The organism is Frankia sp. Cppng1_Ct_nod (assembly GCF_920656135.1).
In the GTDB taxonomy this organism is placed as follows: Bacteria; Actinomycetota; Actinomycetes; order Frankiales; family Frankiaceae; genus Protofrankia; species Protofrankia meridionalis.
Genome location: NZ_CAKKTK010000006.1, coordinates 55,631 through 80,624, shown reverse-complemented (window position 1 = coordinate 80,624; position 24,994 = coordinate 55,631). Strand labels below are relative to the sequence as shown.

The 24,994-nt window shown below is 69.1% G+C and carries 20 protein-coding genes; 9 read left to right on the top strand and 11 right to left on the bottom strand.

The annotated features are described in order from the left end of the window. Positions 1 to 72: 72 nt before the first annotated feature. Both NBW77_RS03565 and NBW77_RS03560 read right to left on the bottom strand, forming a co-directional pair. Positions 73 to 1,959, bottom strand: a complete 1,887-nt coding sequence (locus NBW77_RS03565) for an NAD(P)/FAD-dependent oxidoreductase (RefSeq protein ID WP_131748173.1) — start codon at positions 1,957 to 1,959, stop codon at positions 73 to 75. A gap of 33 nt (positions 1,960 to 1,992) precedes the next feature. After that, positions 1,993 to 3,063 (bottom strand): ATP-grasp domain-containing protein, encoded by a 1,071-nt coding sequence (locus NBW77_RS03560; protein ID WP_131748175.1) that lies wholly within the window; start codon positions 3,061 to 3,063, stop codon positions 1,993 to 1,995. A gap of 180 nt (positions 3,064 to 3,243) precedes the next feature. On the opposite strand from NBW77_RS03560, the gene NBW77_RS03555 reads away from it, so the two are divergent. Together NBW77_RS03555 and NBW77_RS03550 are read left to right on the top strand one after the other, a co-directional pair. Continuing rightward, a complete protein-coding gene (locus tag NBW77_RS03555) occupies positions 3,244 to 3,942 on the top strand; it encodes an RraA family protein (RefSeq protein ID WP_165486262.1) in 699 nt (232 codons plus the stop codon). 74 nt (positions 3,943 to 4,016) lie between these two features. After that, positions 4,017 to 5,042: a methyltransferase domain-containing protein gene (locus NBW77_RS03550; protein ID WP_250279271.1), complete on the top strand. Its 1,026-nt coding sequence runs from the start codon at positions 4,017 to 4,019 to the stop codon at positions 5,040 to 5,042. A gap of 70 nt (positions 5,043 to 5,112) precedes the next feature. Here NBW77_RS03550 and NBW77_RS03545 read toward each other — a convergent pair whose 3' ends face one another. The 4 genes from NBW77_RS03545 to NBW77_RS03530 form a co-directional block, all read right to left on the bottom strand. Beyond that, on the bottom strand, positions 5,113 to 7,686 hold the full coding sequence (locus tag NBW77_RS03545) for a LuxR C-terminal-related transcriptional regulator (protein ID WP_165486263.1): 2,574 nt from the start codon (positions 7,684 to 7,686) through the stop codon (positions 5,113 to 5,115). A 403-nt stretch (positions 7,687 to 8,089) separates the two neighbouring features. After that, the gene (locus tag NBW77_RS03540) at positions 8,090 to 8,596 is read right to left on the bottom strand and encodes a MarR family winged helix-turn-helix transcriptional regulator (protein WP_131748183.1); all 507 of its coding nucleotides are present in this window, start codon (positions 8,594 to 8,596) and stop codon (positions 8,090 to 8,092) included. Between the two features lie 147 nt (positions 8,597 to 8,743). Then, entirely contained in the window at positions 8,744 to 11,998 is a 3,255-nt protein-coding gene (gene icmF / locus NBW77_RS03535; RefSeq protein WP_131748185.1) for a fused isobutyryl-CoA mutase/GTPase IcmF, read from the bottom strand. Positions 11,999 to 12,134: 136 nt separating this feature from the next. After that, complete coding sequence (locus NBW77_RS03530) at positions 12,135 to 13,280, bottom strand: enoyl-CoA hydratase/isomerase family protein (RefSeq protein WP_250279270.1); 1,146 nt, start codon at positions 13,278 to 13,280, stop codon at positions 12,135 to 12,137. Positions 13,281 to 13,439: 159 nt separating this feature from the next. Between NBW77_RS03530 and NBW77_RS03525 the strand changes: the two genes are divergently transcribed. Both NBW77_RS03525 and NBW77_RS03520 read left to right on the top strand, forming a co-directional pair. Then, entirely contained in the window at positions 13,440 to 15,065 is a 1,626-nt protein-coding gene (locus NBW77_RS03525) for a CoA transferase (RefSeq protein WP_250279269.1), read from the top strand. 55 nt (positions 15,066 to 15,120) lie between these two features. After that, entirely contained in the window at positions 15,121 to 16,593 is a 1,473-nt protein-coding gene (locus tag NBW77_RS03520; protein WP_250279268.1) for an amidohydrolase family protein, read from the top strand. Between the two features lie 330 nt (positions 16,594 to 16,923). Here NBW77_RS03520 and NBW77_RS03515 read toward each other — a convergent pair whose 3' ends face one another. The 3 genes from NBW77_RS03515 to NBW77_RS03505 form a co-directional block, all read right to left on the bottom strand. After that, complete coding sequence (locus NBW77_RS03515; protein ID WP_131748189.1) at positions 16,924 to 17,121, bottom strand: hypothetical protein; 198 nt, start codon at positions 17,119 to 17,121, stop codon at positions 16,924 to 16,926. Between the two features lie 226 nt (positions 17,122 to 17,347). Continuing rightward, entirely contained in the window at positions 17,348 to 18,349 is a 1,002-nt protein-coding gene (locus NBW77_RS03510; RefSeq protein WP_131748191.1) for a hypothetical protein, read from the bottom strand. Continuing rightward, a complete protein-coding gene (locus NBW77_RS03505; RefSeq protein WP_250279267.1) occupies positions 18,346 to 19,896 on the bottom strand; it encodes a M48 family metalloprotease in 1,551 nt (516 codons plus the stop codon). The genes NBW77_RS03510 and NBW77_RS03505 overlap by 4 nt, the downstream gene beginning before the upstream one ends. A gap of 285 nt (positions 19,897 to 20,181) precedes the next feature. Between NBW77_RS03505 and NBW77_RS03500 the strand changes: the two genes are divergently transcribed. Beyond that, positions 20,182 to 20,493, top strand: a complete 312-nt coding sequence (locus tag NBW77_RS03500; RefSeq protein ID WP_131748195.1) for a type II toxin-antitoxin system Phd/YefM family antitoxin — start codon at positions 20,182 to 20,184, stop codon at positions 20,491 to 20,493. Further along, positions 20,493 to 20,909: a type II toxin-antitoxin system VapC family toxin gene (locus NBW77_RS03495; protein WP_131748197.1), complete on the top strand. Its 417-nt coding sequence runs from the start codon at positions 20,493 to 20,495 to the stop codon at positions 20,907 to 20,909. The genes NBW77_RS03500 and NBW77_RS03495 overlap by 1 nt, the downstream gene beginning before the upstream one ends. A gap of 167 nt (positions 20,910 to 21,076) precedes the next feature. On the opposite strand, the gene NBW77_RS03490 is transcribed toward NBW77_RS03495, so the two are convergent. Further along, a complete protein-coding gene (locus NBW77_RS03490) occupies positions 21,077 to 21,703 on the bottom strand; it encodes a GNAT family N-acetyltransferase (protein WP_131748199.1) in 627 nt (208 codons plus the stop codon). Continuing rightward, the gene (locus NBW77_RS03485; RefSeq protein ID WP_165486266.1) at positions 21,700 to 23,001 is read right to left on the bottom strand and encodes a helix-turn-helix domain-containing protein; all 1,302 of its coding nucleotides are present in this window, start codon (positions 22,999 to 23,001) and stop codon (positions 21,700 to 21,702) included. Before NBW77_RS03485 ends, NBW77_RS03490 begins: the two co-directional genes overlap by 4 nt. Before the next feature lie 141 nt (positions 23,002 to 23,142). On the opposite strand from NBW77_RS03485, the gene NBW77_RS03480 reads away from it, so the two are divergent. The 3 genes from NBW77_RS03480 to NBW77_RS03470 all read left to right on the top strand — a co-directional run bounded on the left by NBW77_RS03480 (position 23,143) and on the right by NBW77_RS03470 (position 24,809). Further along, positions 23,143 to 23,409: a hypothetical protein gene (locus NBW77_RS03480; RefSeq protein WP_131748203.1), complete on the top strand. Its 267-nt coding sequence runs from the start codon at positions 23,143 to 23,145 to the stop codon at positions 23,407 to 23,409. Between the two features lie 151 nt (positions 23,410 to 23,560). Continuing rightward, entirely contained in the window at positions 23,561 to 23,803 is a 243-nt protein-coding gene (locus NBW77_RS03475) for a DUF397 domain-containing protein (protein WP_250279266.1), read from the top strand. Between the two features lie 196 nt (positions 23,804 to 23,999). Beyond that, entirely contained in the window at positions 24,000 to 24,809 is an 810-nt protein-coding gene (locus tag NBW77_RS03470; RefSeq protein WP_131748275.1) for an enoyl-CoA hydratase-related protein, read from the top strand. The last annotated feature ends 185 nt before the right edge of the window (positions 24,810 to 24,994 follow it).

Here is a 24,994-nt window from a genome sequence, read left to right as displayed (position 1 = left end):
AAATCTAAACGGACAGACCGCGAATGGAGCGGTGACGAAGTTTCCGACCTCGATCAGCCCCGGTTTTCGACGTCATGACTCCGTTCGTGCCGGCCGACGCCCGCCGCGGAGCCGGTGCAGCGCCTTCAGCCGCGCAGTGTCGGCCGCGTCCAGCGCGTAGCAGGTGAGAAACAACGTCGCGAGCAGGGGAGCGCGTAGGTTCAGTACGAGCGAGAACCGCTGTGACGCGGTCAGCGGCAGCGCGTTGACCCACGAGCGCGCCCACGGCTTGCGGAGCTTCCTCGGGGCGACAAAGTCCGGCCCAGAGATCTCCACCTGCGCCGAGCTCGGCTTGCCGAGCAGCCGCCATGTACCACGCGGCAGGCAACGGGTCAGCGACAGCTGGCAGAACACACTGGGGCCCGTGATGCCGTGCTCGAGCCGCCACCGGGCCCGCTCGCCGAGCTTGGCCTGGAAACGTTCCACTCGACGACGGAACGCCTGTTCCGTCGTCCAGTGCCCCAGCTGTCCCCTCGAATAGAACAGGTGGGCCTCGCAGAACTCCCGGTCCTTCCTGCTGGTCTCGTCCTCCTTGGACGTGTCACCGCCGGTCGCCGCCAGCCAGTTCGTCCAGCGGTACCGGGCGGTCCCGGTCGACCAGATGACCGCCCAGTCGAGCATGTGCGACAGCAGGAAGAAGCGTGGGTCGGCGATGGCGCCGCTGTACTTCTCCTGGACGAAGCTCCTGATGGTCAGCCAATCCTCAAAGGTGGCCTTGTTGACCCGGTCGATGTAGCCGGTGTCGAGGCAGGCGTGCCGGAGGTCCTTCTCGATGATGTTCGAGACGTGCCACATGGTCTGGAAGGACTGGCCCAGTCCCTGGCTGTAGTAGGCATCGATAATCGAAGACGCGTCGCCGAGCATCGCGTACCGCCTGGGGTGGACGAAGGTGTCCGTCACGTGCTGCACGTTGCGGTACATACGGAACTCGAGCAGGTTCTCCCGGCTGAGCACTCCGTTGAAGACGGGGTATTCGGCCAGTGCCGCGAAGAACCGGTCCTTGGGGTCGCCGTTCTTCGGCAGCTTTTTCTGGTCGTAGGTGATGCCGACGCTCACCCGGCCTCCCGAGAGCCGGATCACCCAGATCCAGTGGCCGTCGCCCCACAGGTGCAGGGTGTACAGGTCTCTGCGGGTAGAGGTGCCGTCCTCGGTGGTGTACCGCCACACCGGTTCGAACATCTCGTCGGTGATGCCGGAGAACTGCCCCCACAGAGCCGTGGTCTGGAAGCCGTCGTTGAGCACCCGTGATTCGGCGCGGTGGCCCAGCTTGCTCGCCAACATCCTGGTTCGTCCGGAGCAGTCGATGACCCAGCGGGCGTGGACACTGCCCTGTGTCTTCGCGGAGTGGTCGGTCCAGGTCACCAGATGTGCGTCGGTGTCGGTCTGCGCGATCTCGACGCCGGTCACCCGGGCGGCGTCGAGGAAGCGGATGTTGTGTCTGCTGTACACGGACTTGCGCAGAAGGTCTTCCGTGTCGGGCCGGCAGATCTGCTGGTCGACCACCAGAGCGCGAAACGCGAGCTTGTTTTTCGCGATCTTATATAAGTAATGGTCACGGAAGTCGTCGGGCATCTCCCGCAGCGTGAACTCCGACATGGCGGCGACGACCCACTCCGACTTGGGTCGGAACTCCCGCTGACCTTGGACGCCATAGGTAAACCAGACGCCCAGCTTGACGAAACACTCGTCGTTGAGGAAGTCGTCGAGCTCGCCGATTATACGGGGAACTCCGGTGGAGACCAGGAACGACTCGCCCACCTTGTAGCTGGGTTTTTGGTTGACCACGTCGTCGATGACCGTCACGTCCATCCCGCGTTTCGCCAGTCCCAGTGCGGCGAGCAGTCCGACCATGCCCGCGCCCACCACCACCACCTCGGTGCGCGTCTCTTCCATCGTCGCCGGGCGCGAAAGGCTGTCCATGTGTTGCTCTCCTCAGGTCATGCCTGTTGCGGCTCAGGCTGTTGCGGCGACAGTGAGCATGCTGCGGGCATAGCGATCCAACGCACCGCCCTCACGCAGGAACAGACGGGGGGCCACCAATTCGCATTCCAGCAACTGCAGGCCGCCATCCGGGGCGGGCAGAGTATCGATCCGTGCGTACCGCAGCTGCTCGAACCATGAGCACAGCAGGCTATGCAGCTCCTCGGCCCAGGCGATGTGTGCGGGTATGGCCTCGACACGTTTGTTGACGCCGCCGAAGGACTCGTGCGCGATCCAGCCGTTCTCGGCAACCGACTTAGCGATCGCATGGCTGTACCTCCCGCCGATGAAGACGAAGGACGTCTCGCCGCGAGTGGTGATCTCATCGACGAAGGGCTGCACGCTCACTGTCGTCATCGCTGTCAGCTCGGCGAACCGACGCTCGGCGCTACTCCCGGCCACCGCGTCGGGATGATCGGGCAGCGTGAGGTGTGGATGGTCGGCGGTGGGGTCGGGGTCATCAATCGGGATTTCGACCCGGGTTACCCGGAAAGCGTTCCAGCCGCGAGCCGACAGCGTCGGCTTGACCACGGCGCGCCGCCACCCGGTCCGGTCCAGGATGGCGTGGAGGGTGGCCGGCGTTCCCCGGGGCACCCACTCGGTCGGCACAACAGGGACCCCGGCGTCGGCGAGTCTGGGAAGATAGTCGAACTTGTCCAGCCCCCTGGCCACGAGTCCGGGCGGGTTGACCACCGGAAGGCCGCCGGGAGCGTTCGCCCTCACCCGCGCGCAGAGCGCGTCGATACGCGGGATCAGGTCCGGCTCCAGGTGGAAATAGCGCAGCATGCGTAGGCTCAGCAGGTCGATGCCGCTCCAGTCGGTCTGATCTGCATCGGCGAGCTTGACGATCTCCACATCCGTGTCGTGCCGGGCGAACGCGGCCTCCACATCGGGAAGGTCGTCGTGTGGAACCGTGAGACAGAGGTACGCGATTCGGCGTCGTCGAGTCACCCGGATGCCCTCCGCTGTCGGAGTCGGACGGCCGACGGTGATGATCACCGTGGCAACGACGCAGACGCTACGGGAACCGTCCCGGGCGGACATCCGTGTCGACGCCGGAGTTAAGGTCAGATGACAATGAATTAACGGATGGGTATCCACGACACGCGATGCCGCCGCCGGCCCCCGGTCGCCGCGATCCTGCCCAGTGCCCTGAGTTTGGCGCCGGAATCTTGTCCCGGACGGCCGCGCCGAAGCACTGTCCGAACCGTGGATGTAAACGAGGTGCCATACCCGAATTCACCCGGAGACGTCAGCGGCTCCCTGCTGCGGAGCCTGAACGACACCGTTACCTGTTCGACGATCGCCGACGCGATGGACGTCCTCCATCGTGACGGTGCGGTGACCGGTCTGCGTCGGCTGACCGGAAGCGGACTGGTCGTGGGGCCCGCTTTCACCCTGCGCTACGAGGTCGTGTCCGCGGATTCGCCGGGCAGCATCGGCGACTTCGTCGACGACGTGCCCGCCGGGGCCGTCGTCGTGATCGACAATGCGGGCCGCGACTGGTGCTCGGTGTGGGGCGACCTGGTCACCACAGTTGCCCATGCGCGCGGCGTCGCAGGCACGGTGATCGATGGAGCCTGCCGTGACGTCGCGGGCAGCGCCGAGATCGGCTACTCGATCTGGGCGGCGGCCACGTGCGTCAAATCCGGGCGCGGCCGGGTCAGGCTGGCCGCCATGCAGGAGCCGGTCACCGTACGGGGCACCTCCATCGCTCCAGGAGACTGGGTGTGTGCGGACGAATCGGGAATCGTCGTTGTCCCGGCCGAGATGGTCGATACCCTCGCCACCGAGATCCGCCGGATCGATGATCTGGAGGGCCGGGTACTCGCCGCGCTGCGGGCGGGCCTGCCGCTGTCCGAGGCCCGAGCCGCCAACGGCTACCACCGCCTCGGCGCCCCCGCGCAGGGAGGCCGGGCATGACGGGGCATGGGGCCGTCACGGGGGAATCGGCCCGCGGAGTACACCGACCCGCATGCGCGGTCCCGAGGCAGGACATGACGGGGCATGCCCTGCCACGGGTTGACACGGGGGACCAGCGATCCCAGCTCCGGGCATTACGGGAGACCTGGCCGCACGTGTACGCGCTGATCGACGAGGAACGCGCCGTCGGCTTGGCGACTGACGGGGAGCGTGACGACTTTGGTTCCGCGGAGCAGGGCGGCCGAGGCGAAAGTTACGTCGACGCCCAGCAGGCGCACCCGGAGGCGCGGATCATCGGTATCCGGCACCTCATGGCCCTGGTGGTCGGCCCCGCAGGCGGCGATCGGCCGGTCGTTGTGGACCTGCTGGGCGGCGATGGGCTGCTCCACCGGGTCTGTCTGCGCCCCGATATGCCCGACGCGACGGTCGTGACCTGTGACGCGGCCTCGTTCATGGTCTCTCGTGCGTGGGCGGCGGGTGCTCCGGCAGTCCGGCAGCGTGCCCAGCGGCAGGTGTTCCGTTCGGGAAGCGTCGACGGTGTGCTCCTCGCATACGGAAGCCACCACGTGCCGGAGCCGGAGCGACAGGACGTGGCCGACGAGGCGTGGCGGGTGCTGCGGCCTGGGGGCAGGTTCGTGCTGCACGATTTTGCCGAAGGGTCGCCCGTGGCGACCTGGTTCCTGGATGTCGTGGACAAACAGTCAGCGACCGGCCACCGCTACGCGCACTTCACCGTTGACCAGATGCGAGAGTGTCTCGTGCGCTCCGGTTTCTGCACGGTGACGACGAACTGGATGTTCGACCCGATCGTGGTGACCGGGACCTCGGAACGGGCGGCGCGGGCCGCGCTGGGCCGCTACCTGGTGCAGATGTACGGGCTGGACAAGCTGGTGGCGGCCCATGGGCACGAGGGCGCCTCGATGGTGGCGTTCGAACTCGCACGCCGGATATTCCGGTTCAACAGCATGGGAAACGGCATGGGAGACCATGTCGGTGAATGCGTCGTCGAGCGGTTGGGCCCGTCGAAATGGCGGTGCGTCCTGCCCCGCTTCGCCCTGGTCGCCGTCGGGAGGAAGCCGGAGCCGTCCGGGACGGCGTGAGGCCGTCGCGTCAGGTCAGGTCACGTCACTACCGGACCGCCGTCCCGTTCAGCCGGCCGTTCATGTTCTTCTAGCCTGATATCTCCGTCGCGGGCAGGTTCATGCTGGCGTTACGGAAGCGGGCCAGATCGGCACGGTTCTGGCAACCGGTCTTGGTCAGCAGATTCCGCAGATGGGACTCGACGGTGCGCGTGGATAACACCAACCGGTCCGCAACCGACTGATTGGACAATCCGCGCGCAACCAAGTCCAGCACATCCATCTCCCGGGTGGTCACGCCGACGCTTGCCAGGGCGTAGGGCACGGTGGTCGTGCCTCTGCCCCTTCGCGGAACCGGGGCACCGAGGCGGCGCAACGACTGACGCGCCTGCTGGACCAGCCGAAGGTGTCCACAGGAGCCGAAGTAGGCGATCGCCTCCTGCAGCCACTCTTTCGGAGCCCCCCAACCGGCGTCGGCGGCCGCCTCCGCCACTGCGAGCTGGCCCTGATGCCTGCACCAGTCGAAACCTCGCAGCAGCCGCACTGCCTCGCAGGCCCAGCGCTCGGCTTGCGCGCGGTCCCCCGTGCGCCCCGTTACGACGGCCAGACCGAACGCGCCGAGGCCACGGTCGGCCGTCGACAGCAGAGGGCCGGCAGGCGCAGTGGTCCCCTCGAGAGCATGGGCGAGCCGCCGCAGCCCCGACCAGCAGAAGGGAACGACGGCCTCGGGGAACACGCCCGCATCGGCCTGCGTGTCGAGCGCCCGGGCCAGGGACACCATGTCGTTCGCTACCAGCGCCTCCATCGCATCCACGAGCGTGTGGTCGCCGTCAATGCCGCGGTCCGCGCCAGCGCGCTCTGATTCGACCATTCTCACCAGGCGCAACAGTCCCTGCGCCTGGCCGCGTAAGTGGGGCAGGGACAGCCGCCGTGCTTCGAGTCCGGCCGAGTCAGCCCATACCTTCGCCTCGTCGCCGTTCCCGCAGAGCACGAGGGCCTGCGCGAGCCGGATCTCCAGCCTTGTCGTCAACGCCCGCAGGCCCGTCCGGTCCGCCAGATCCCGCACGGTTCGCAACTCGCGGATGTCGGCGGTGGTGAGCATCCGCACGACGGCACTTCCCGCCCTGGCATGGATGTCCCAGTAGGTCATCCGGTGTAGGACCGCAACCCTGGCCATCCTGGTGTACGCCCGTCTTGCCGCGGCGATGTCGTGCCGTTCAGAGGCGCAGCCCAGCAGGTCAAGTGCCTCGCAGACCAGAGCGGGCAGCGCGAGGTCCAGAGCTGCACGCAGCGCGCGCAGGGCCAGCCGACGCGCCGTCAGGTCATCGGCCAGCGTCAGCGCGGTGGCTGCCGCCCGGAGCAGGACCTGCACCTGGTCCACGCTGTCCACCAACCCGTAGAGCCCGAAAGGTCCCGGACCGGCGCTGGTACCGTGCGCCTGCACGCTGGGGCGTAGGAAAGACAGCAGCGCCCGTTCGGCCCCGGCGTCGCCGATACGGGACACGATGTCGAGCTGCTCCGTCAGGACCTCGGTGTGCTCCGGCGAACCCGGAGCCAGGATTGCCGCGGCGCGTTGGAGTTTCCGCCGTGCCAGCGACAGATCGGTCTCCACCTCGTGCCGCGCCTGGTCGCGGAGAACCTCGGCCACCGCGGGGCCCAGCGAGCGCACCTGGTCGGGGGACATCGTGTGCCGGATCACCTCGCCGACAAGCGCGTGCCGAAACCCGAAACCGTCCCGGTCTCCGAGCGGACAGGCCTGGACGATATCCAGCTCGACAAGCCGGTTGATGGAGCGTTCGGTCATCCCGGAGGGAAGCCGGGCGGTCCTCTGCACGGCTTCGGCTCCGAACGTGGGGCCCAACAAGCTCATCACCTGCAATGCATGGCGATCGTGATCGTCCAATCCGGCCATCCCCAGCAGGACCCGGCTGGCGAGCGAACGGGGTACCGGCGCGGTGAACAGGTCGCTGGCGGTGGCGGTGGCGGTGGCGGTGGCGGTGGCAAGGTCGTGGACGCAGTCGAGCAGGTCAAGCAGGTGGAGCGGAACGCCGTCGCTCCAGCGGTGCAGGAAGTCGATGACCTGTGGGTCCGGGGTGGGGATGCGATGGCGAACCAGTTCCTCGACCTCGGCTGGAGCCAGCGGGGGGATGATCCCGTCGAGGTAGTTCAGGTTGCCGCAAACCTCCTCGACCATCGGCCATCCGAGCCGTGCTGGTGATTGCGCAGTGCCCACCAGTATCAACGGAACCTCATCGAGGTGGTCGGAGATGTAGAGCAGCACCTCCTGGGTACGGGGGTCGGCGTGGTGCAGGTCCTCCACGACCACGAGCGCGGCTGGCCCCCCCTGCCTGCTCGTCCACCGCACAATAAGCTGCTCTGCCACCACCTCCGCAGGAGTACGCTGATCGAATTCGACGGGGTCCGGTAGTCCGTCGCCCGCCCGCAGCAGGGACTCCCGCAGGGATCGCAGCGGCGATCCGCCGGGTACACAGCGCCCGCGGAAGGTGACCATCCCCTTCTGCTCGGCTCGGTGGGTGAAAATCCTGGCCAGATGGCTCTTGCCAATACCGCGTTCGCCGCTGAGCAGGTATCCACTCCCGCGTCCGGTCCTGGCCACCCTCAGGACGAGGTCGTCGAAATAAGCCAGCAGCCTGTGTCTGCCCACCGACCGCGGTGTCGAGGTGGCGTGCCAGGGAGGTGTACTCCGGCCCGGCCCACTTGCGGCCGTCGAGGGCCGGCCGGCCCCCTGTGCTGGGACGACCATCGACAACCTCCTGCAGGGGTGCGTTCAGCCGGATCGGCAGCCACCGCGGCTTGGGCATCGATGCGGTGACGGCCTGTTGTGCCGCACCGGCGCACCCACTCGCTTCGCAGTGCTGGGAATCGCCGGCGTGACGAGCATCCACGGGTTGAGCCGATCGATGGAGTCTGCGTTTGTGCCACCAACGGGAGTGACACACCAGCCCTACCGACACCTGTGATGGATGAACCACGTGACCGGGTATCAACAGTGCCAGGATGCGGGCCGTCAGCTTATGAACCGTGATGGTCCTGAAAACCGCCAGCTGTCAGAAGTCGCCTGCGCGACCGCGAAACTCCTTGAGGATGTCGACGAGCGATGCGATCTGCTCAGGCGAAAGATCCGGGTTGGCGAAGACGCTCTCGTTGAGCCGGGCGGTCGCCGCGGTCGCGACCTCCCGTCCGGCGGGTGTGATCTCGGCGAGGGTCCCCCGCCGGTCCGTCGGATGCGGGATGCGCCGGACGAACCCCTGGGCGGAGAGCCGGTCAACCGCGCTCGTCACGCTCGTCGGATGCACCTGCAGGCGGTTACCGACCTTGCTCATCGGCAACGATCCGGCCTGACTGAACAGCAGCAGCATGAGCAGTTCGTACCGGGCGAAGGTCAGCTCGAAGGAGCGCAGTTCGTCATCCACCCGAGCCAGGATGATCTGCTGCGCCCGCATCACGGACGTGACCGCAGCCATGCCGTCGGCGGCCTGGGCCCATCCGTGCGCCGTCCACTGCCGGCGCGCCTCCTCGATGGGGTCGAACGGCAGCGGCTTCGGATAGGACACGGGCACCTCAGGAAACTCGGTCGCTCCAAGGCCTCCGGCCGCGCGGAAAAACATGATCGCGCGGCCTTTGGTCACCAGATCGATCAGGCCAAGGCCTCCGGCCGCGCGGAGAAACATGATCGCGCGGCCTTTGGCCCACCGGACAGATCAGACGTTACGACGGTACTGGCCGCCGACCTCGAAGAACGCGTCACTGATCTGCCCGAGCGAACAGACGCGGACCGCGTCCATGAGCACATCGAAGGTGTTCTCACCGGCTGACGCGGCATCCCCCAGCCTGCGCAGCGCCGCCGGCGCCTCCTCCACGTGCCGGGCATGGAAGTCCGCGAGCCGGGTGAGCTGGGAACGCTTCTCGTCCTCGGTGGCACGGGCGAGTTCCACCGGGCCGCGCGGGTGGCCGTCGGCGTCCGGGTCGAGGAACGTGTTCACCCCGATGATCGGCAGCGTGCCGTCGTGCTTGCGCTGCTCGTACAGCATGGACTCATCCTGGATGCGACCGCGCTGGTAGCCGGTTTCCATCGCGCCGAGCACGCCGCCACGCTCGGAGATCCGCTCGAACTCGGCGAGCACCGCCTCCTCCACGAGGTCGGTGAGTTCCTCGACGATGTAGGAGCCCTGCAACGGATTCTCGTTACCCGCCAGGCCCCACTCGTTGTCGATAATCATCTGAATGGCCAGGGCACGGCGCACCGAATGCTCGGTCGGGGTGGTCACCGCCTCGTCGTAGGCGTTGGTGTGCAGGCTGTTGCAGTTGTCGTAGATGGCGCACAGGGCCTGCAGTGTGGTGCGGATGTCGTTGAAGTCCATCTCCTGCGCGTGCAGGGACCGGCCGGACGTCTGGACGTGGTATTTGAGCATCTGGGACCGTTCGGAGGCGCCGTAACGCTCACGCATGGCCACCGCCCAGATCCGCCGGGCGACCCGGCCGATGACGGTGTACTCCGCGTCCAGGCCGTTGGAGAAGAAGAACGACAGGTTCGGCGCGAAAGCGTCGATGTCCATGCCGCGTGCGAGGTACGCCTCGACGTAGGTGAATCCGTTGGCGAGGGTGAAGGCGAGCTGGCTGATGGGGTTCGCCCCGGCCTCGGCGATGTGGTATCCGGAGATCGACACCGAATAGAAGTTGCGGACACCGTGGGAGATGAACCATTCCTGCACGTCGGCCATGCACCGCAGCGCGAACTCGGTCGAGAAGATGCAGGTGTTCTGCCCCTGGTCCTCCTTGAGGATGTCGGCCTGCACCGTGCCCCGGACGGTCGCCAGCGCGCGGACCCGGATGCCGACGGTCTCCTCCGCGGTGGGCTCCCGGCCCTGTTCCGCGCGGAACGCGTCGAGCTGTTGGTCGACGGCGACGTTGAGGAACATCGCGAGGATCGCCGGCGCCGGCCCGTTGATCGTCATGGAGACGCTCGTCGTCGGCGAGCACAGGTCGAAACCGGCATAGAGCTCCGACATGTCGTCCAGGGTCGCGATCGACACCCCGGAGGTACCGACCTTGCCATAGATGTCGGGGCGTTCGTGCGGGTCACGGCCGTACAGCGTGACCGAGTCGAACGCCGTGGACAGCCGGGTGGCCTGCGCGCCCCGGGACAGGTAGTGGAACCGCCGGTTGGTACGGAACGGGTCGCCCTCACCCGCGAACATCCGGGCCGGCGCCTCACCGGCCCGCTTGAACGGGAACACACCGGCGGTGAACGGGAACCGGCCGGGCAGATTCTCCGCGCGCAGGAAGCGGACGAGCTCGCCCTGGTCGTCGAAGCGGGGCAGTGCCACCCGCGGTATCGAGGTACCCGACAGCGTCACCCGGCGCAGCGGCGTGTGGATGTCCTTCCCCCGGACCGTGTAGACCAGCTCGTCGCCGGAGTACTCCGTCACCGTCGCCGGCCAGTTCTCCAGCTGCGCGCGGACCCCGGCGTCCAGGGCCTTCTCGGCATCGTCGAGGAGACCGTCGAGCCCGGTATGATCATGACCGGCCGCGGCGAGCTCGCGGCGGGCAGTGGCGAGGTGCTGGCATCGGCGTGCCGCCTCGACCTGCTCGGCGCTGCGCCGATGATAGGCGCGGACGGTCTCGGCGACCTCCGCCAGGTAGCGGACGCGGGCCGGCGGGACCACCGTGGCCAGCCCCGAGGACGCCTTGACCGTCACCTTCGGTAGCACCCCGGAGACGAGCGGCAGCCCCTTGGCTGCAAGCAGGCCGGTCAGGTGCTGGTAGAGCGCGGTGACCCCGTCATCGTTGAACCGGGCCGCGCTGGTCCCGAAGACGGGCATATCCGCCCAGGACGCGCCGAAGGCCTCCCGGTTGCGCACCAGCTGGCGTCCGACGTCACGGCGGGCATCCGCAGCTCCGGCCCGCTCGTATTTGTTGATCGCGACAACGTCGGCGAAGTCAAGCATGTCGATCTTCTCAAGCTGGGACGCGGCACCGTACTCGGGTGTCATCACGTACAGCGAGACGTCCACCAGATCGACAATCCCGGTGTCGCCCTGCCCGATCCCCGGCGTCTCGACCACGATCAGGTCGTAGCCGGCGGCACGGCAGGCGGCGATCACGTCGCCGATGCGTTCGGGCAGCTCACCACCTGCGCCACGGGTGGCCAGGGAGCGGAAGAAGACCGTGGACGAACCACCGGCGTCCCCGAGCACGTTCATCCGGATACGGTCGCCGAGCAACGCCCCACCTCCCCGGCGGCGGGTCGGGTCGACCGCGATGACGGCGATGCGCAGCTTGTCCTGCTGGTCGACACGGAAGCGGCGCAGCAGCTCGTCGGTGAGCGAGGACTTCCCGGACCCGCCCGTCCCGGTGATACCGAGAACGGGCGCCTCGCAGCGCGCCGCCGCCCGCAGCTGCGCCGCGAGTTCGGGCGAACCGCCGGCCTGCAACACGGTGATCGCCCGGGCGAGCGCTCCCTGATCGCCGGTCAGAACCGCCGGTACCGAGGGCGGTTCGGCCGTCAGATCGGTGTCACAGGAGGCAACAATCAGATTGATCATCCCTGGGAGCCCGAGACGCTGCCCGTCCTCGGGGGAGAAGATCCGGGCAACGCCACGCGAGTGCAGCAGGGCGATCTCGTCGGGGACGATGACGCCCCCTCCCCCGCCGTACACCCGCACATGGCCGGCACCGCGCTCCCGCAGCCGCTCCACCAGGTAACTGAAGTACTCGACGTGCCCGCCCTGGTAGGACGACAGCGCGACCCCCTGCGCGTCCTCCTGGACCGCGGCCGTGACGAGTTCGTCGACCCCGCGGTCGTGGCCGAGGTGGATCACCTCGACGCCCTGGGCCTGCAGGATCCTGCGCATGATGTTGATGGCCGCGTCATGCCCGTCGAACAGGGAGGCCGCGGTGACGATCCGCACCGGGTTGTGCGGCACGTGCAGAGCGGACCCGTCGGCTGCGCTCATCCTTCTGACCTCCGAGCCAGCGGCAGGCACGCTCCGCCGCATGTAGTTGGATAGCAGATAATAGGATGTCCACATAGTAGGCCCGAGGCGACCCGCGCGCAGCCTTCACGAACGGGCCGTTCAGCCCGCGGTCTCGTCAGCCCGCCGTCTCGCCGGCGGTCCTGCCGACGACAAGTTCATCGACAAGGCCCCACCGGGCCGCGGTCGACGCGTCCAGGCGCTCGCCGGAAAGCGCGAGCCACCCCGTCCGGGCAGGCCCGACCCGCCGGGTGACGCTGACCGTGCCGCCCGCACCCGGCACCAGCCCCATGCCGACTTCGGGCAGCTGGAAGACCGCGTCGGGTGAGGCCACCACATGGTCGGCAAAGGCCGGCAGTTCGATACCCGCGCCGACGCACGCCCCATGGACGTGGGCCGTGACCCGGCCGGGAAACCGAACGATCTCAGCCGCCGCGCTGGCGCCGACCCGGACGCCGTGCGCGGTCGCGGGATCGGGCGCCGTACCGAACTGGCTGAGGTCACCGCCACTGCCGAACGCCGGCCCGGCCGCGTCGAGGACGATCTCGGTGACATCTCCCGCGACCCGCGCCGCCCGCAGCGCGGCGACCAGCGCGTCCCGGGTCGCGGTGTCGTAGGCGTTGCGGACCTCGGGCCGGTTCAGGGTGAGATGCAGCCGACCACCGTCCCGGCGTACCCGCACCGGCTCGGCGCTGTCACGGTGACGCATCGGGCCGCGGCGCGCGAGCCAGACCGCGAACTCCGGGCCGGCGAGCAGCGTCGAGTACGCGAGCGACTCCGCGACCAGGCCGTCGAGCGGGGACAGTATGGGGATGAACCGCAACAGACCGGTCAGCGTGACCGCGGCCAGCGGATGTTCACGTACCTGGCCGGCGAGCCTCGCCAGCGCCTCACCGACGTCGGGCACCACGACCGCCGCATTTCCAACGCTCTTGGCGTCCTCCCCCGCGCCCACGGTGAGCAGGATGTCTGGAGCACCCACCGGAAGGCCGGCCGGCGGACGCCCGCCGGTGACCACCCCGACGATCACCACCGGCGGGCGAGCTCGGGCCAACCGCTCCAGCGCCGGGGTCACGGTGGCGGAACCGGAGTCGGAACCGGGGGCGGTCAGGTCGACGGCCAGCAGCGGCAGCCCGCCGAGGACGTCGACGAGATCCGTCGGGGACACCGCGTCCACGAGATCCGCTGCCGCGTCGGCCGGCAGCAGGTCGACCGGTGGGGCCGGGGTGAGTGATGCTGCCTGGGCAACGGGCGGTAGCGGCACGGGCAAACGGTAGCCGTTGCCGGTTGCCGGTTGCCCGTAGCCGTAGCCGTAGCCGTAGCCGTAGCCGTAGCCGTAGCCGTAGCCGTAGCCGTAGCCGTAGCCGGGACTATCAGGACCCCGATAGCGTGCGGAGCGGCGTCAGGACGGGAGGTGGGACGAGTGGGTCTTCCCCTGTCCGGGCTGACCTTCCTCACCGCCCCTTCCGAGGCACAACGGGAAGCGCAGGTCGGCTCGGTGACGTTGTCCGCCGCTCGGGAGCTGCTGCACGCCCTCGGCGCAAAGGTCGTCCGGCAGCATGCGGCCGAGGATCCGGTGGCGGGTGTACTCGACCCGACCAAGATAGTAGATCTTCCGGCGGCGCAGGCCTGGGCACGTTCGGGCGCAATGGAGCTGACCGGCCCTGCGGACAGCGCTCCGCTCGCGCCCGCTCTGCCGATCATGGCGCGTCTCGACGGCGCGATGGCGGTGTTCCGGCTACTGGCCGCGACGCGGGGTGCACAGGTGGCCATGGATGTCGACGCCGGCACGCTGCTCGGCGAACGGGCCGCGGTCAGCCGGCTGACCCGCGGCGGCCGGCGGTCCGCGGGCGGCGCCGCCCGCCTGCTGCCCGCCCGGGACGGCTGGGTCGCGGTGAACCTGGCCCGGGCCTCGGACCTGGATCTGCTGCCGGCCTGGCTGTCGATCGCCGGCTGCCGTGACGACCCGGAGCCGTCCGACCGGAACCATCATGATCCGTGGCGCGCGGTCACGGCCACGCTGGCCGCGATGCCGGCGCGGCGCATGGTCGAACACGGACAGCTACTCGGCCTGCCCGTGGCCGAGGTTGCGCAGCCGGAATCCGCGGCGTCGGACGAACAGGCCCGCGCGCGCGGCCAGCGCTTCCCGTTCGCCCCGTTCCTCCTCGACGGCCGGGCGATCGACGACCGGGCGATCGACGATCCGGTGCCCTCGGCCGGACGCGGAGGGCACCCGTCCGGACCGGTTCGCCGGCTCGTCCCGGCGGCGAAGCCGGTCACGGTCGTCGACCTGTCGTCCCTGTGGGCCGGTCCGCTGTGCGCGCATCTGCTGGGGCTCGCCGGCGCCCGGATCGTGAAGGTCGAGAGCACCCGGCGTCCGGACGGGGCGCGGTCCGGACCGAGGGAGTTCTTCGACCTGCTGCATGCCGGCCACGCCAGCGTCGCACTGGACCTGCACACGCCCGACGGCCGGGCGGCCCTCATCCGGCTGATCGGCCGGGCCGACGTGGTGATCGAGGCGTCCCGGCCGCGGGCGCTGGCCCAGCTGGGTATCGACCCGGCCGACCTGCTCGCCCGGCATCCGACGCTGACCTGGGTGAGCATCACCGGCTACGGGCGGACCGGCCCGTGGCGGCAGCGGGTGGCGTTCGGCGACGACGCCGCGGCCGCTGCCGGTCTGGTCGCGGTCGGTCCGGACGGGACGCCGGTCTTCCTCGGCGACGCGGTCGCGGACCCCGTGACCGGGCTGTACGCGGCGGTGGCCGCGCTTGCGTGCGTGGTCGGCGGAGGCGGCCATCATGTCGACATCGCCATGCGGGAGGCGGCGGGGTCACTGCTCGGAACCCGCCGGAGACTTCCGGACCGCGACCCGGTCGCCCGGTGGTCGGACGACGCCGGTGAGGACACCGGCCGGGACCGCGGATGGTTCGTGGAGGCCGCCGGCTGCCGGCAGCCGGTGCTTCCCCCACGACACCGGACCCCGGCCGGTACCGCACCGGAGCTGGGCGCGGACACCTCACGCGTCCTCGCGGAGCTGACCCGATGCTGATCCGGAGCTGACCCGATGCTGATCCGGTGCCGAGCGGACGCTGATCCGGTGCCACGTGGACGCTGAGCGGACGTTGATCCGCGACGCGGAGGTCGACGGGCGGGGTGGGACGTGCGTGCGGATCCGCGGTGACCGGATCACCGCCGTCGGCCCGGATCTTTCGCGCGAGCCCGGCGAACGGGTCGTGGACGCCCGGGGCGGGATGCTCCTCCCCGGCCTGCATGATCACCATATCCACCTGCTCGCCCTGGCCGCCGCGCACGGCTCGGTGGTCTGCGGCCCACCGGTCGTGCACGGCCGTGAGGAACTGGCTGCAGCCCTGCGCAGGGCTGCGGCGACCACCCCGTCCGGCGGCTGGATCCGTGGCGTGGCCTACCACGACAGCGTGGCCGGCGCGCTGACCAGGACGGATCTCGACACGATGGTCACGGACGTCCCCGTGCGGGTGCAGCACCGCTCGGGGGCGCTGTGGATGCTCAACTCGGCCGCCGCCGCCGCGGTCGGCCTCGACGATGCAGACCTTCCCGCTGGCCTCCCGGCCGACATCCCGGCCGGCGGGCTGCCCGGGGTCGGGCGTGGGTCGGATGGACGTATCGACGGCCGGTTGTTCCGGCTGGACGGCTGGCTGCGCGAGCGGCTGCCCCCCGCACCGGCGCCCGATCTGGCCGCCGTTGGACGCCGACTCGCCACGTTCGGTGTCACCGGCGTGACCGACGCCACCGCCGGCACCGGACCGGAGGAGGTCGAGCTGCTCGCCGCCGCCGTGACCCGCGGCGAGCTCCCCCAGCGGTTGACCCTGACCGGAGGCCCCGCGCTGGTGGCACCGGAGCACCCGCGCATCCGCCCGGGACCGGTGAAGATCGTGATCGACGAGGGTGCGCCGGTCGAGTTCGACGCGCTGGTCGCCCAGGTGTGTGCCGCGTGGATGGCCGGACGTCCGGTGGCCGTGCACTGCGTGACCCGCGCGGCCCTCGTCCTCACCCTCGCCGTCCTCGACGCCGCCGACGACGAACCGGGGGCCGGTCACCCGGGTGACCGCGTCGAGCACGGCGCCGTGATCCCACCAGATCTGGTGGATCAGCTCGTCGAGCGTGAGTTGACCGTCGTCACCCAACCGCACTTCATCACCGAACGCGGCGAGCAGTACCTGCATGAGGTCGACAGCGAGGACCTCCCGTGGCTGTACCGCTGCGCGGGGTTACGCCGTGCCGGGGTCGCGGTGGCGGCCGGTACGGACGCCCCGTTCGGTGATCCGGATCCGTGGCGGTCGATGCGGGCCGCGGTGACTCGGCGCACGGCGGCGGGAAACCTGATCGGACCGGCCGAGGTGGTGGACGCCGCCACCGCCCTCGCCCTGTACCTCGGCGACGCAGTCCGACCCGGCGGGCCTCCCCGGCGGGTCGTCCCGGGCGCTCCGGCGGACCTCTGCCTGCTCGCGGAGCCCGGCCGGACCGCACTGCGGATGTTGAGCGCCGAGCTGGTCGCCCTTACCATCGCCGCCGGGCACGTGATCGCCGACAATCGCTGACCGGACCGACCGGCCGAATCAGGCGACGCTGCCCGCCGACCGGGCGACGCCTTCAGTCCCGACCGGCTGGACATCGACGACGCGGTCCGGGCCACTGCGGGCACCTACCCGTTCCCCCACCTGCGGTCACTGGACGCCATCCACCTGGCCACCGCGGACCAGCTCGTCGCGTCAGGAAAGACGATCAGCGCCTTTGTAACCTACGACAAACGCCTGGCCGTCACCGCCGGAGAACTCGGCCTGGTCACCGCGGCACCCGGCCGGTCCGCCCTGACGTGAGCGGCCCCGTCCACCGGGACGTATCCGCATCCGGGCTGCCGTGAAAAGCCGTCAAAGACCAACATCCGTTTTTTCTTCATGCAGGTTCATAATTCGCCGAGCAGTTCTCTTCTCAAGAAGACTGTGCTGCCCCCAACCCCCTGGGAAGCCACCAAGAAAAGCACCGTCCGCCCCCGTCAAAAAATCGACGATCACCGAAAAAACTATGCATGTAACCATGTACATGAAGTTCACGTTGAACTCGATCACACGCTCTTTCCGTGGCACCTTGCGAAGGACTGCTCCCGCCCATTCGACGGACATCTCCGCAACCCGAGGTTCCGGATGAAGGCGCCCTTCCCGCGCATGTCTTCTTACTTCACGGCGCGTCCTGCGGGGTAGGCCATTCCATGAATAAACGGCAAGTCGATCATTCTTATAGACCGGGCCGGAGTCCATGTTCCGCCTCTCACACGCGACCGGATCCTATAAACGATCAGGGCTCGGTGCCGGCGAGCGCCCAGCCGTTGACCAGCAGCGCGGAGATCCCGACAGCGAACGGGACAATGGCAACGCCTCCGTCAGCACCCCCACCGAAAAGGAGATTCATCGCCGCACCGACGGCCGCGCCGACGAGGGCGAGCACCATCCCCCACCGCCACCACCTGTGGGCCGGCGACGCGGGCGCGTCCTGCGGAAGGATGAAGGAGTCCGCAACGCTGACGCGCACATCGGCATGCTCGTTGAGAATCATCCGTTTGGGTGGACGGTGTCGCAGGCGACCAACCGGTACCAGGCGGGTGCCGTCCGACATCTCCACGACAACGCGCCTCCCCGAGGAGAGGTCGCCGTGGACCAGCGTGTCCACCCGGCCGGGCAGCGTGTCCACGACCGGGTGCCACATCACCCGCTGCCAGCGATCGGGTCTGCGGAGGTTGATCACCCCATCCGAGGCCGCCAGGGCGATCCAGGTACTGACGCCCAGGAACGCCCACGCGCCATTGGCCCTCTCCCCGGCCAGTACTGTGGCCGCCACCGGGCGGCCGGGCAGCCCCGCGGAACGCCGGAACCGCAGGCCCCGCAACACCCACCACCCAATGATCACGACTGTTGCGGCACCGGTGAGCCAGATCGGTACGATCAGGTCCTCCTCGGCTGCGCTCTCCTGCGGATCGGCCGGGAAACCGGCCGGTGTCGGATCGGTCGGGTCGTAGGCGACGGCGAACACGCGTCCCTGCCGGTACCGGTCGGTGTTGTCGATCCGGAAACGCTGCACGTGCTCCCCACCGGCGTGCTCGATCCACCGGACCCGGATGTCACCGCTGTCACCGATCCCGTCCTCGACAACCGTGCCGTCGACGACCGCGACAGCACGATGCCGCGCCACCTGATAGCCGCGGACCTGCCAGCCGAGGTGGACGGCGATGACCGCGAAGCCGGCGATCGCGGTCACGATACCGAGGACGGCCACCCGCAGGACCGGACGTTGCCGGCTCATGCCGCGGCCCGGGGTGTGGCAGCGTCAAGCAGCACCCGCACGGGTGTCGGGTCACCGCTGTCGAAGGCCTGCCCGATCAACTCGCGGACGTCGACGACCGCACCGTCCGGATCGAGCAGCATAGTGGTCAGCCACCGGCTGGCCCGCTCCCACCCCGCATCACGCAGAAGACCGCTGATCGTGTGAGCGAGACAGCCGACCATGACTTCCCGGACGGCGGTGGCGCGCAGCGGCGGCGGCGCGGAGCCGACACCGGGTTCAATCGCCCGCGCCAGCCGTGGCCAGCCGCCTTCCGCGAGGGCGTCGACCGCGGCGATGACAGCGCCGGGGATCGAGTCCCGCCCGGTCGCACGCATCAGCTCCGCACCGGCATCCACGATGCTGTCGAAGCGCTCCGGGGAGGTGTCGAGCACGTGGGCGGGCCGCAGCCTCTCACGCCCGGCCCCGATTTCCTCCAAGCCGTCCTCGCTGTCCCCTTTGCCCATCTCGGGGTCTTCTCCCCCGGTGGGGCAGAGTTCCCGCAGGCACCACCGCTGCACATCGTCGGCCTGACGCAGCGGCACCGGCCGACTGTCGTCCCGGCCGGCACCCACCCCCTCGGGTAACGCGGCACGGCGGATCGGCAGCGGCGGGTGGCTGGCGGCCGAGTAGGGGTCTACAGCTTCGTCGTCGGCCACCGCGGCAACCGTTCGCCGCACGACGTGCGGGTCGTCCAACGCCGCGTCAAGAGCGTCGTAGAGATCCTCCGGATAGCAGCCGTCCTCAGCGAGCACGCAGACCCAGTCCTCTACGAAGTGCTCGAACACCGTAGTGATGATGGGAACCTGCCGCAGCGCGCCGAGCGCGGCGGCGGTCCCGGCAACCTCCACGGACCGGGCATCGGCGACGATCTCGGCATGCCAGAAGGATTCCCGGGTGGCACGCAGGAGCCGTGCGGACAGGGCCCTCGGCACGCGGATCCGGTTGTCCAGGCTCGCCTCGACCATGTCACGCGTAACGGCCAACATACGGTCAGACCGGGAGAGCAGATTCTGCTGGTAGGCGATCTCGTGCGCGACCACAGCGGTGAGCTGCGCCGCGGTGAGGCGGCGCAGGAGCGGCCAGCCGAGCAGAAGCGCGTACCCGCGCTGGTTGGAGACCTTCACCGGCACCAGGCTCGCGTCCGGTACGGGGAGGACCCGGACGAGCAGCGGCGCGTGGAAGTCAAGCTGCGCGGCTACACCGCGTACCAGCGCGGCGAGCTCGGGTTCGTCAGCCGGCCGCATGGCCCGGCCCGGGGGCCGGTTACGGCGGGCGGCGGCGCTGAGCAGGCCGAACACCGCCGCCGCGATCGGCATCATCAGGAGTTGCCGAGCGGGGACATCAGAAACATCGGCGATATCGGGGAGAAACAGTGCCACCCCAATGAACACCATGCCGACGACGATGGCACCGGAATGAGCGGCCACACCCATCGCGGCGATGAGCACCCAGCTCCGTACAGCCGACAGCCGTGCCGTCGCCGTCGCCGTCGCCGTCGCCGTCGCCGTCGCCGTCGGGGCGACCACTCCGTTTGGTTCCTCCTCCGTAACGCGCCGACGTCCCCCGGGACGGGTCCGTAAGCCCACCATCCACTCCCCTGTCACCGTCAGAGAACCTGACGCAGCTACCAATAGACGTCATCGACCCAGCGAACATCATCAACTATGGAAAATGATCCAACTGAACCACAAAAAGACGGTGCCGTCGCCGAAGCCAGGGATCATCGGCGGTATCGAGCAACGCCCGATCGTGATCGGGGACTACCCGTGGGCGCTTGACACTGCGCCTGACGGAAGTAAATCCTGTCAGACATGACAGCTGGGCAGGCGTCGATCAACGCTCGCGATCTCAGTCGCCGCGCGGCGAGCGTGCTCGACCGCGTCGAGCACGGCGAGCGGCTGGTGGTGACGCGTGACGGGGAACCGATCGCAGAGATCATTCCTATCGCCCGTACCCAACGCCTACTTGCCCGCTGGGTACGGGACGGCCTCATCCCTGAACCTCCCCCGGCGGGCTACGCCAAGGCCGCGGCCGTGGCGAGCGCCGCACGAGGCCTACCCTCGGTCCCGGCGGGCAGGACCGCCACAGAAGTTCTGCACGAAATGCGCGAGGACGAGCGTTAGTGATCTATCTGGATACCAGTGCGGTCGTCAAGCTCCTCCGCCGTGAGACGGAAACGGACGCGTTGGTCAAGCATCTCGACGCACACCCCGACCAAGAGCTTCTCACGTCTGCGCTGACCACCGTCGAGGCCGCGCGGGCCCTGACCGCGATCGGCGCGGTGGACGTCGCGACCCGTGCCGTCCGCCGGTCGGACCGTATCGAGATCGGCGACAGCACCATCCCTGCCGTGTCGGTGACGGCGACAGTCCTCGACCTCGCGCGCACTTTGCCCCCAGCGGTTCTCCGCCCGCTGGACGCCATCCATCTGGCCACCGCACTCCTCGCCGGTGACAGCCTCCACCACCTCATCACCTACGACAAACGGATGATCGCTGCAGCAGAGGCCGCCGGCCTGCGGGCCTGCGCGCCGTCGTGAACGGCCCCGGGGCGGCGCCGGTGGGTTGCCCGGATGCAATCCCCTGGCACCCACCAAACCCGAACCGTTTCACCGGACACCGAGCACACCGGACGGACTGCGAACCGCAGCCTGCCAGCAACCGGCCGGCCGTCGAACACAGGCAATCAGCGGGCCGTGAGAATGGCCTACGCTCCTTCGACCCACCCATCACAACCGACCGTCGTCCTACCTCCCCCAGGAGCAGTCAGGGCGGCGTGCGGGACAGTCCCCCACTCGGCCCGGCTGATCGCATACACGTTGTTGTCCTTCCACGGGCCGATGGCCGACGCTTCACCCTGGAAGGTCATCCCGAGCGTGCGGGCGATCCCGTTCATCCCGGCGTTGTCCCGGTTGGTGAAGGTAACGATCTCGTCCAGGGAGAGTGTGGTGAATCCCCAGGTGATCGCGGCACGGCACGCCTCGGTGCCGAGTCCCTGCCGCCAGCGGTCCCGGCGGATCGACACGGCGACCTCGACCCCGGGCCATCCCGGGCCGTAGTACAACCCGGCCCGGCCGAGGAACTCACCGGACACCCGGTCCTCGACCGCCCACATGCCATGCCCGAGCAGCGCCCACATCCCGATCAGATGGGTGATCAGCCGTTGCGTGCCGTCCCGGTCGAAGGTGCCGTTGAGGTAGCGCATGGTCTCGTCGTCGGCGTTCATCACCGCGTACGGATCGATATCCGCCGGTCGCCAGCAGCGCAGGATCAGCCGGGCTGTGACCACGGTAGGCACGACGATGACGGTCGGTTCGCCGAACTCGCTGCTCATGCCGTCAGCGCCGGGCGGGGTGCGGCTGCCAGCCGCTCGCGGAAGTCGACCACCGCGGGCAGGCTGCGATGGTCGGCCAGCATGCCCAGCATCTCCCCGGCCCGCTGGGTCACGGTATGGGTGGGATGACTGTCCACGACGTCCAAGACCTGGACGCCGATCCGGGCCGCCTCTTCCGGTTCCGGCCGGTCCCGGCGGATCAGTGAGGTTGCGAGGGTGAGCAGGGCGTGCCCCCACTCCTCCCGGTTCGCCCGCGGCCCGGCGGTTTCATAGGCCGCCACCGACCGGCGGGCCCACGGTTCGGCTTCCGCCCCTTCGCCGATCGACCCGAGGGTGCCCGCCGTGAACATGCCCGCAGCCGCCTCCCCGAGGGGGAGGTCTCCCGGTTGGGGCGGGTCGTCGGTCAGACAGCGGTGCATCAACGCCAGTTCGGCCCGTGCCGCCGTCGTGTTGCCGAGGCGGCCATGGGCGCGGGCCCGGTAGGCGGCGTTCCGAGCCTGTAGATAGGGCGGGTCCGGCGGGTAGCCGTCGAAGACCGACACGGCCACGTCGTACCGCTTCCGGTAGTAGGCGATCCCCGAATGCATCCCGGCGACCGAGGCGAGCAACACCGCGTCCTGTATATGCCCGGCGTACTGCCCGGCGAGCACGGCGAGATGCCGGGCCGTGGTGAAGTCACCGAGGTTGAAGGCCAGCCGGGAGACGAGGTAGGACAGCCGCCCGGCGGCAAGACTCAGCCGGTGGTGCACGGCGAGGCTGCTCCGGCCCTTCAATGCCACGTCAACCTGCACCCAGCGTCGCTCGACCTGGGGGATGAGTACCGCGTGGGGGGTGGTGGCGTAGACCGCGACGAACCGGTCGATGTCATCGTCGATGTCGACGAGCACGAGCGGATCGGGGTCGGCACGGGCGATGTCCCGGGACGTGTCCGCGGCGAGCGTGGACAGCATGGTGAACACACTCGTGCCCAACATCTGCCGCCGGTCCGTGGAACCCACCTCTTCCCGCGGTTCGCCGATACCGAGCCGTACCCGCTGGATCCGCGCACGGAGCTCGAGCAACTCTCCGCCCGCGCCCACCGCGGTGTCGATGGCCCGGACGACCGTTTCCGACGGGAGGTACCGGCCGTTTTCGGCCCGGCTGATCGCGGCCCGGTCCAGGTGGGTACGCCGGGCCAGTTCGGAGAGGCTACTGATGCCCGCAGCGAGACGTAGTGCGCGGATGCGGCCGGCGAGGTATGCGACCGCAGCCTGATCCTCCACCGTTTCCCCTTCCGTCTGCTGTGACGTGATGTGCATGTCGTGACGCTCACGTGACAGGCACGTCACGGCGTACTCACGGGGTCACAGCTGGCCGTCTGTCGCGCACCGTCATGGAATGTGTCGCGTCAGCACCATAACCGGTCGGGCCACGCAGGCAGGACACGAACGGGGGATGTCATGGCCCAGCCGAAAGCCTTCAGTCGCCGGCCACCGGTGTCGGCGCGGATCGTCCGGCACGTCTTACCCGAGGTTCCGACGCATGGGGATGTTCCGGCGGACGCGACGCTCTACGCGCTCATCGTCTACGGCGAGAACGGACAGCCCGTCGAGGTCGTCCTGCCGTTCCCGACCGTCTCCGCCGCTGACCATCACGCCCGTAGCGGCAACCTTGACGTCCGCGTCGTCCCGATCACGTTTCCGTTCCGTCCCCGCCAGGGGTCCTGAGACCAGGCCCCTTCGGGTGTGGCCGTACTCCGCGCCCGGAGGGGACCTGACCGACGCGCGCCGGCCCGCCTTGCCCCGCCCCTGCCTCGTCAATGGGGCGTGAGGTGCGGGCCGGCGCGTGCACCAACCCCCACCACAGAAAGGATCAGCCATGTCCGAGAACCGCACCCGTACCCGTAAGCCCAGCCTCGCTGGCTTCAACCCCGACGCCGTCGACTGGCGGATCTCGACGTTCTCCAACGGCGCAGGCGGCATGTGCGTCGAGGCGGGCCAGTTCGACGGCGGGGTCGTCGTCCGCGACTCCACCCGCCCGACCGGACCCGTCCTCGCCTTCTCCCGCGCCGAATGGGCCGCGTTCATCGACGGCGTCGAGAACGGCGAGATGCGCTTTTGACGGCGCCGTCAACAACAGCCCCGGTTTACGACCGCCCGGGGCTGTCCCGTCCCCGTCCGTCGCGGTCCGTTCCCGCGCGCCGTGAAGTCTCCGGGGGTACCTGAGCGGCCCGTCGTGTGCACATGGGCTCCGCATCTGGTCTGCTGAATGCCGCACGGATGCAGGTGTGATCCGGCCGATCACGAAGGAGTCCGGCATGACCGATCTACTCGGAGACAACCGAGTCGACGCGGTGCGGTACGAGGTGGCCGACGGCGTCGCCACCATCACGCTGAACCGGCCGGAGAAGCGCAATGCGCTCACGCCGGCGATGGTGGACCGCTACGTCGAGCTGATGCACGAGGCGGACGACGACCCGGCGGTGCGCGCCATCGTGCTCACCGGCGCGGGCAAGGGCTTCTGCTCGGGTGCGGACCTCGGACTGCTCGCGGAGGGCGAGGAAACCCTGCGGAAGTTCCTACCGGGCACCCCCGCCACCGTGGACGCCGCCATCCGCACCCGCAAACCGGTGGTCGCGGCGGTCAACGGTGCTGTCGCCGGGATCGCATTCGGCCTGCTCGTCGGAGCGGACGTCCGCATCGCCAGCCAGGACGCGACCTTCGCCACCATGTTCGCCCGGCTGGGCCTGGTCGCCGAGTACAACACCTCCTGGATGCTGCAACGGCTGTTGGGCCTGCCGAACGCGATGGAGCTGCTGCTGTCGGGTCGGACGATCGACGCCGACGAGGCGCACCGCCTCGGCCTGGTGCAGCGGGTGGTGCCGGCGGGCACGGTTCTCAGCGCCGCCCTCGACTACGCCCGCGACCTGGCGCACAACTGTTCGCCCCGGTCCCTCGCCGCGATCAAGAGCCAGGTGTACGCCGACGCCGAGCGTTCCCGCGGCGAGGCGCTTGCGGCCAGCGTCCGGTTGATGGGTGAGTCGTTCGGCTGGCCCGACCTTGCCGAGGCCATCCTCGCGCGTCAGGAGAAGCGCCCCCCGAACTTTTCCGCTCCGTCTTCCTCCTGATCTCCAACCCGCCCGGCCTCCGACCAGGGAAGGGATCACACGCTCTGCGGCCCGCCGGCCTGGGCACACCTCGACAGGAGCCGGGGACGCCGCTCGTCGCCCATCGCTCGCCAAAGAGTTATATGTGTCATTAATATAAATATCGTTACTGAATTAGCTGATACCTGAGGACACGGCAAGTCGGA

Coding starts and splice junctions, on each gene's coding strand:
- NBW77_RS03470 (WP_131748275.1), top strand. CDS start 24,000: ATGACCGATCTACTCGGAGACAACCGAGTCGACGCGGTGCGGTACGAG.
- NBW77_RS03475 (WP_250279266.1), top strand. CDS start 23,561: ATGTCCGAGAACCGCACCCGTACCCGTAAGCCCAGCCTCGCTGGCTTC.
- NBW77_RS03485 (WP_165486266.1), bottom strand. CDS start 23,001: ATGCACATCACGTCACAGCAGACGGAAGGGGAAACGGTGGAGGATCAG.
- NBW77_RS03480 (WP_131748203.1), top strand. CDS start 23,143: ATGGCCCAGCCGAAAGCCTTCAGTCGCCGGCCACCGGTGTCGGCGCGG.
- NBW77_RS03510 (WP_131748191.1), bottom strand. CDS start 18,349: ATGAGCCGGCAACGTCCGGTCCTGCGGGTGGCCGTCCTCGGTATCGTG.
- icmF (WP_131748185.1), bottom strand. CDS start 11,998: ATGAGCGCAGCCGACGGGTCCGCTCTGCACGTGCCGCACAACCCGGTG.
- NBW77_RS03490 (WP_131748199.1), bottom strand. CDS start 21,703: ATGAGCAGCGAGTTCGGCGAACCGACCGTCATCGTCGTGCCTACCGTG.
- NBW77_RS03550 (WP_250279271.1), top strand. CDS start 4,017: ATGACGGGGCATGCCCTGCCACGGGTTGACACGGGGGACCAGCGATCC.
- NBW77_RS03560 (WP_131748175.1), bottom strand. CDS start 3,063: ATGTCCGCCCGGGACGGTTCCCGTAGCGTCTGCGTCGTTGCCACGGTG.
- NBW77_RS03500 (WP_131748195.1), top strand. CDS start 20,182: ATGACAGCTGGGCAGGCGTCGATCAACGCTCGCGATCTCAGTCGCCGC.
- NBW77_RS03565 (WP_131748173.1), bottom strand. CDS start 1,959: ATGGACAGCCTTTCGCGCCCGGCGACGATGGAAGAGACGCGCACCGAG.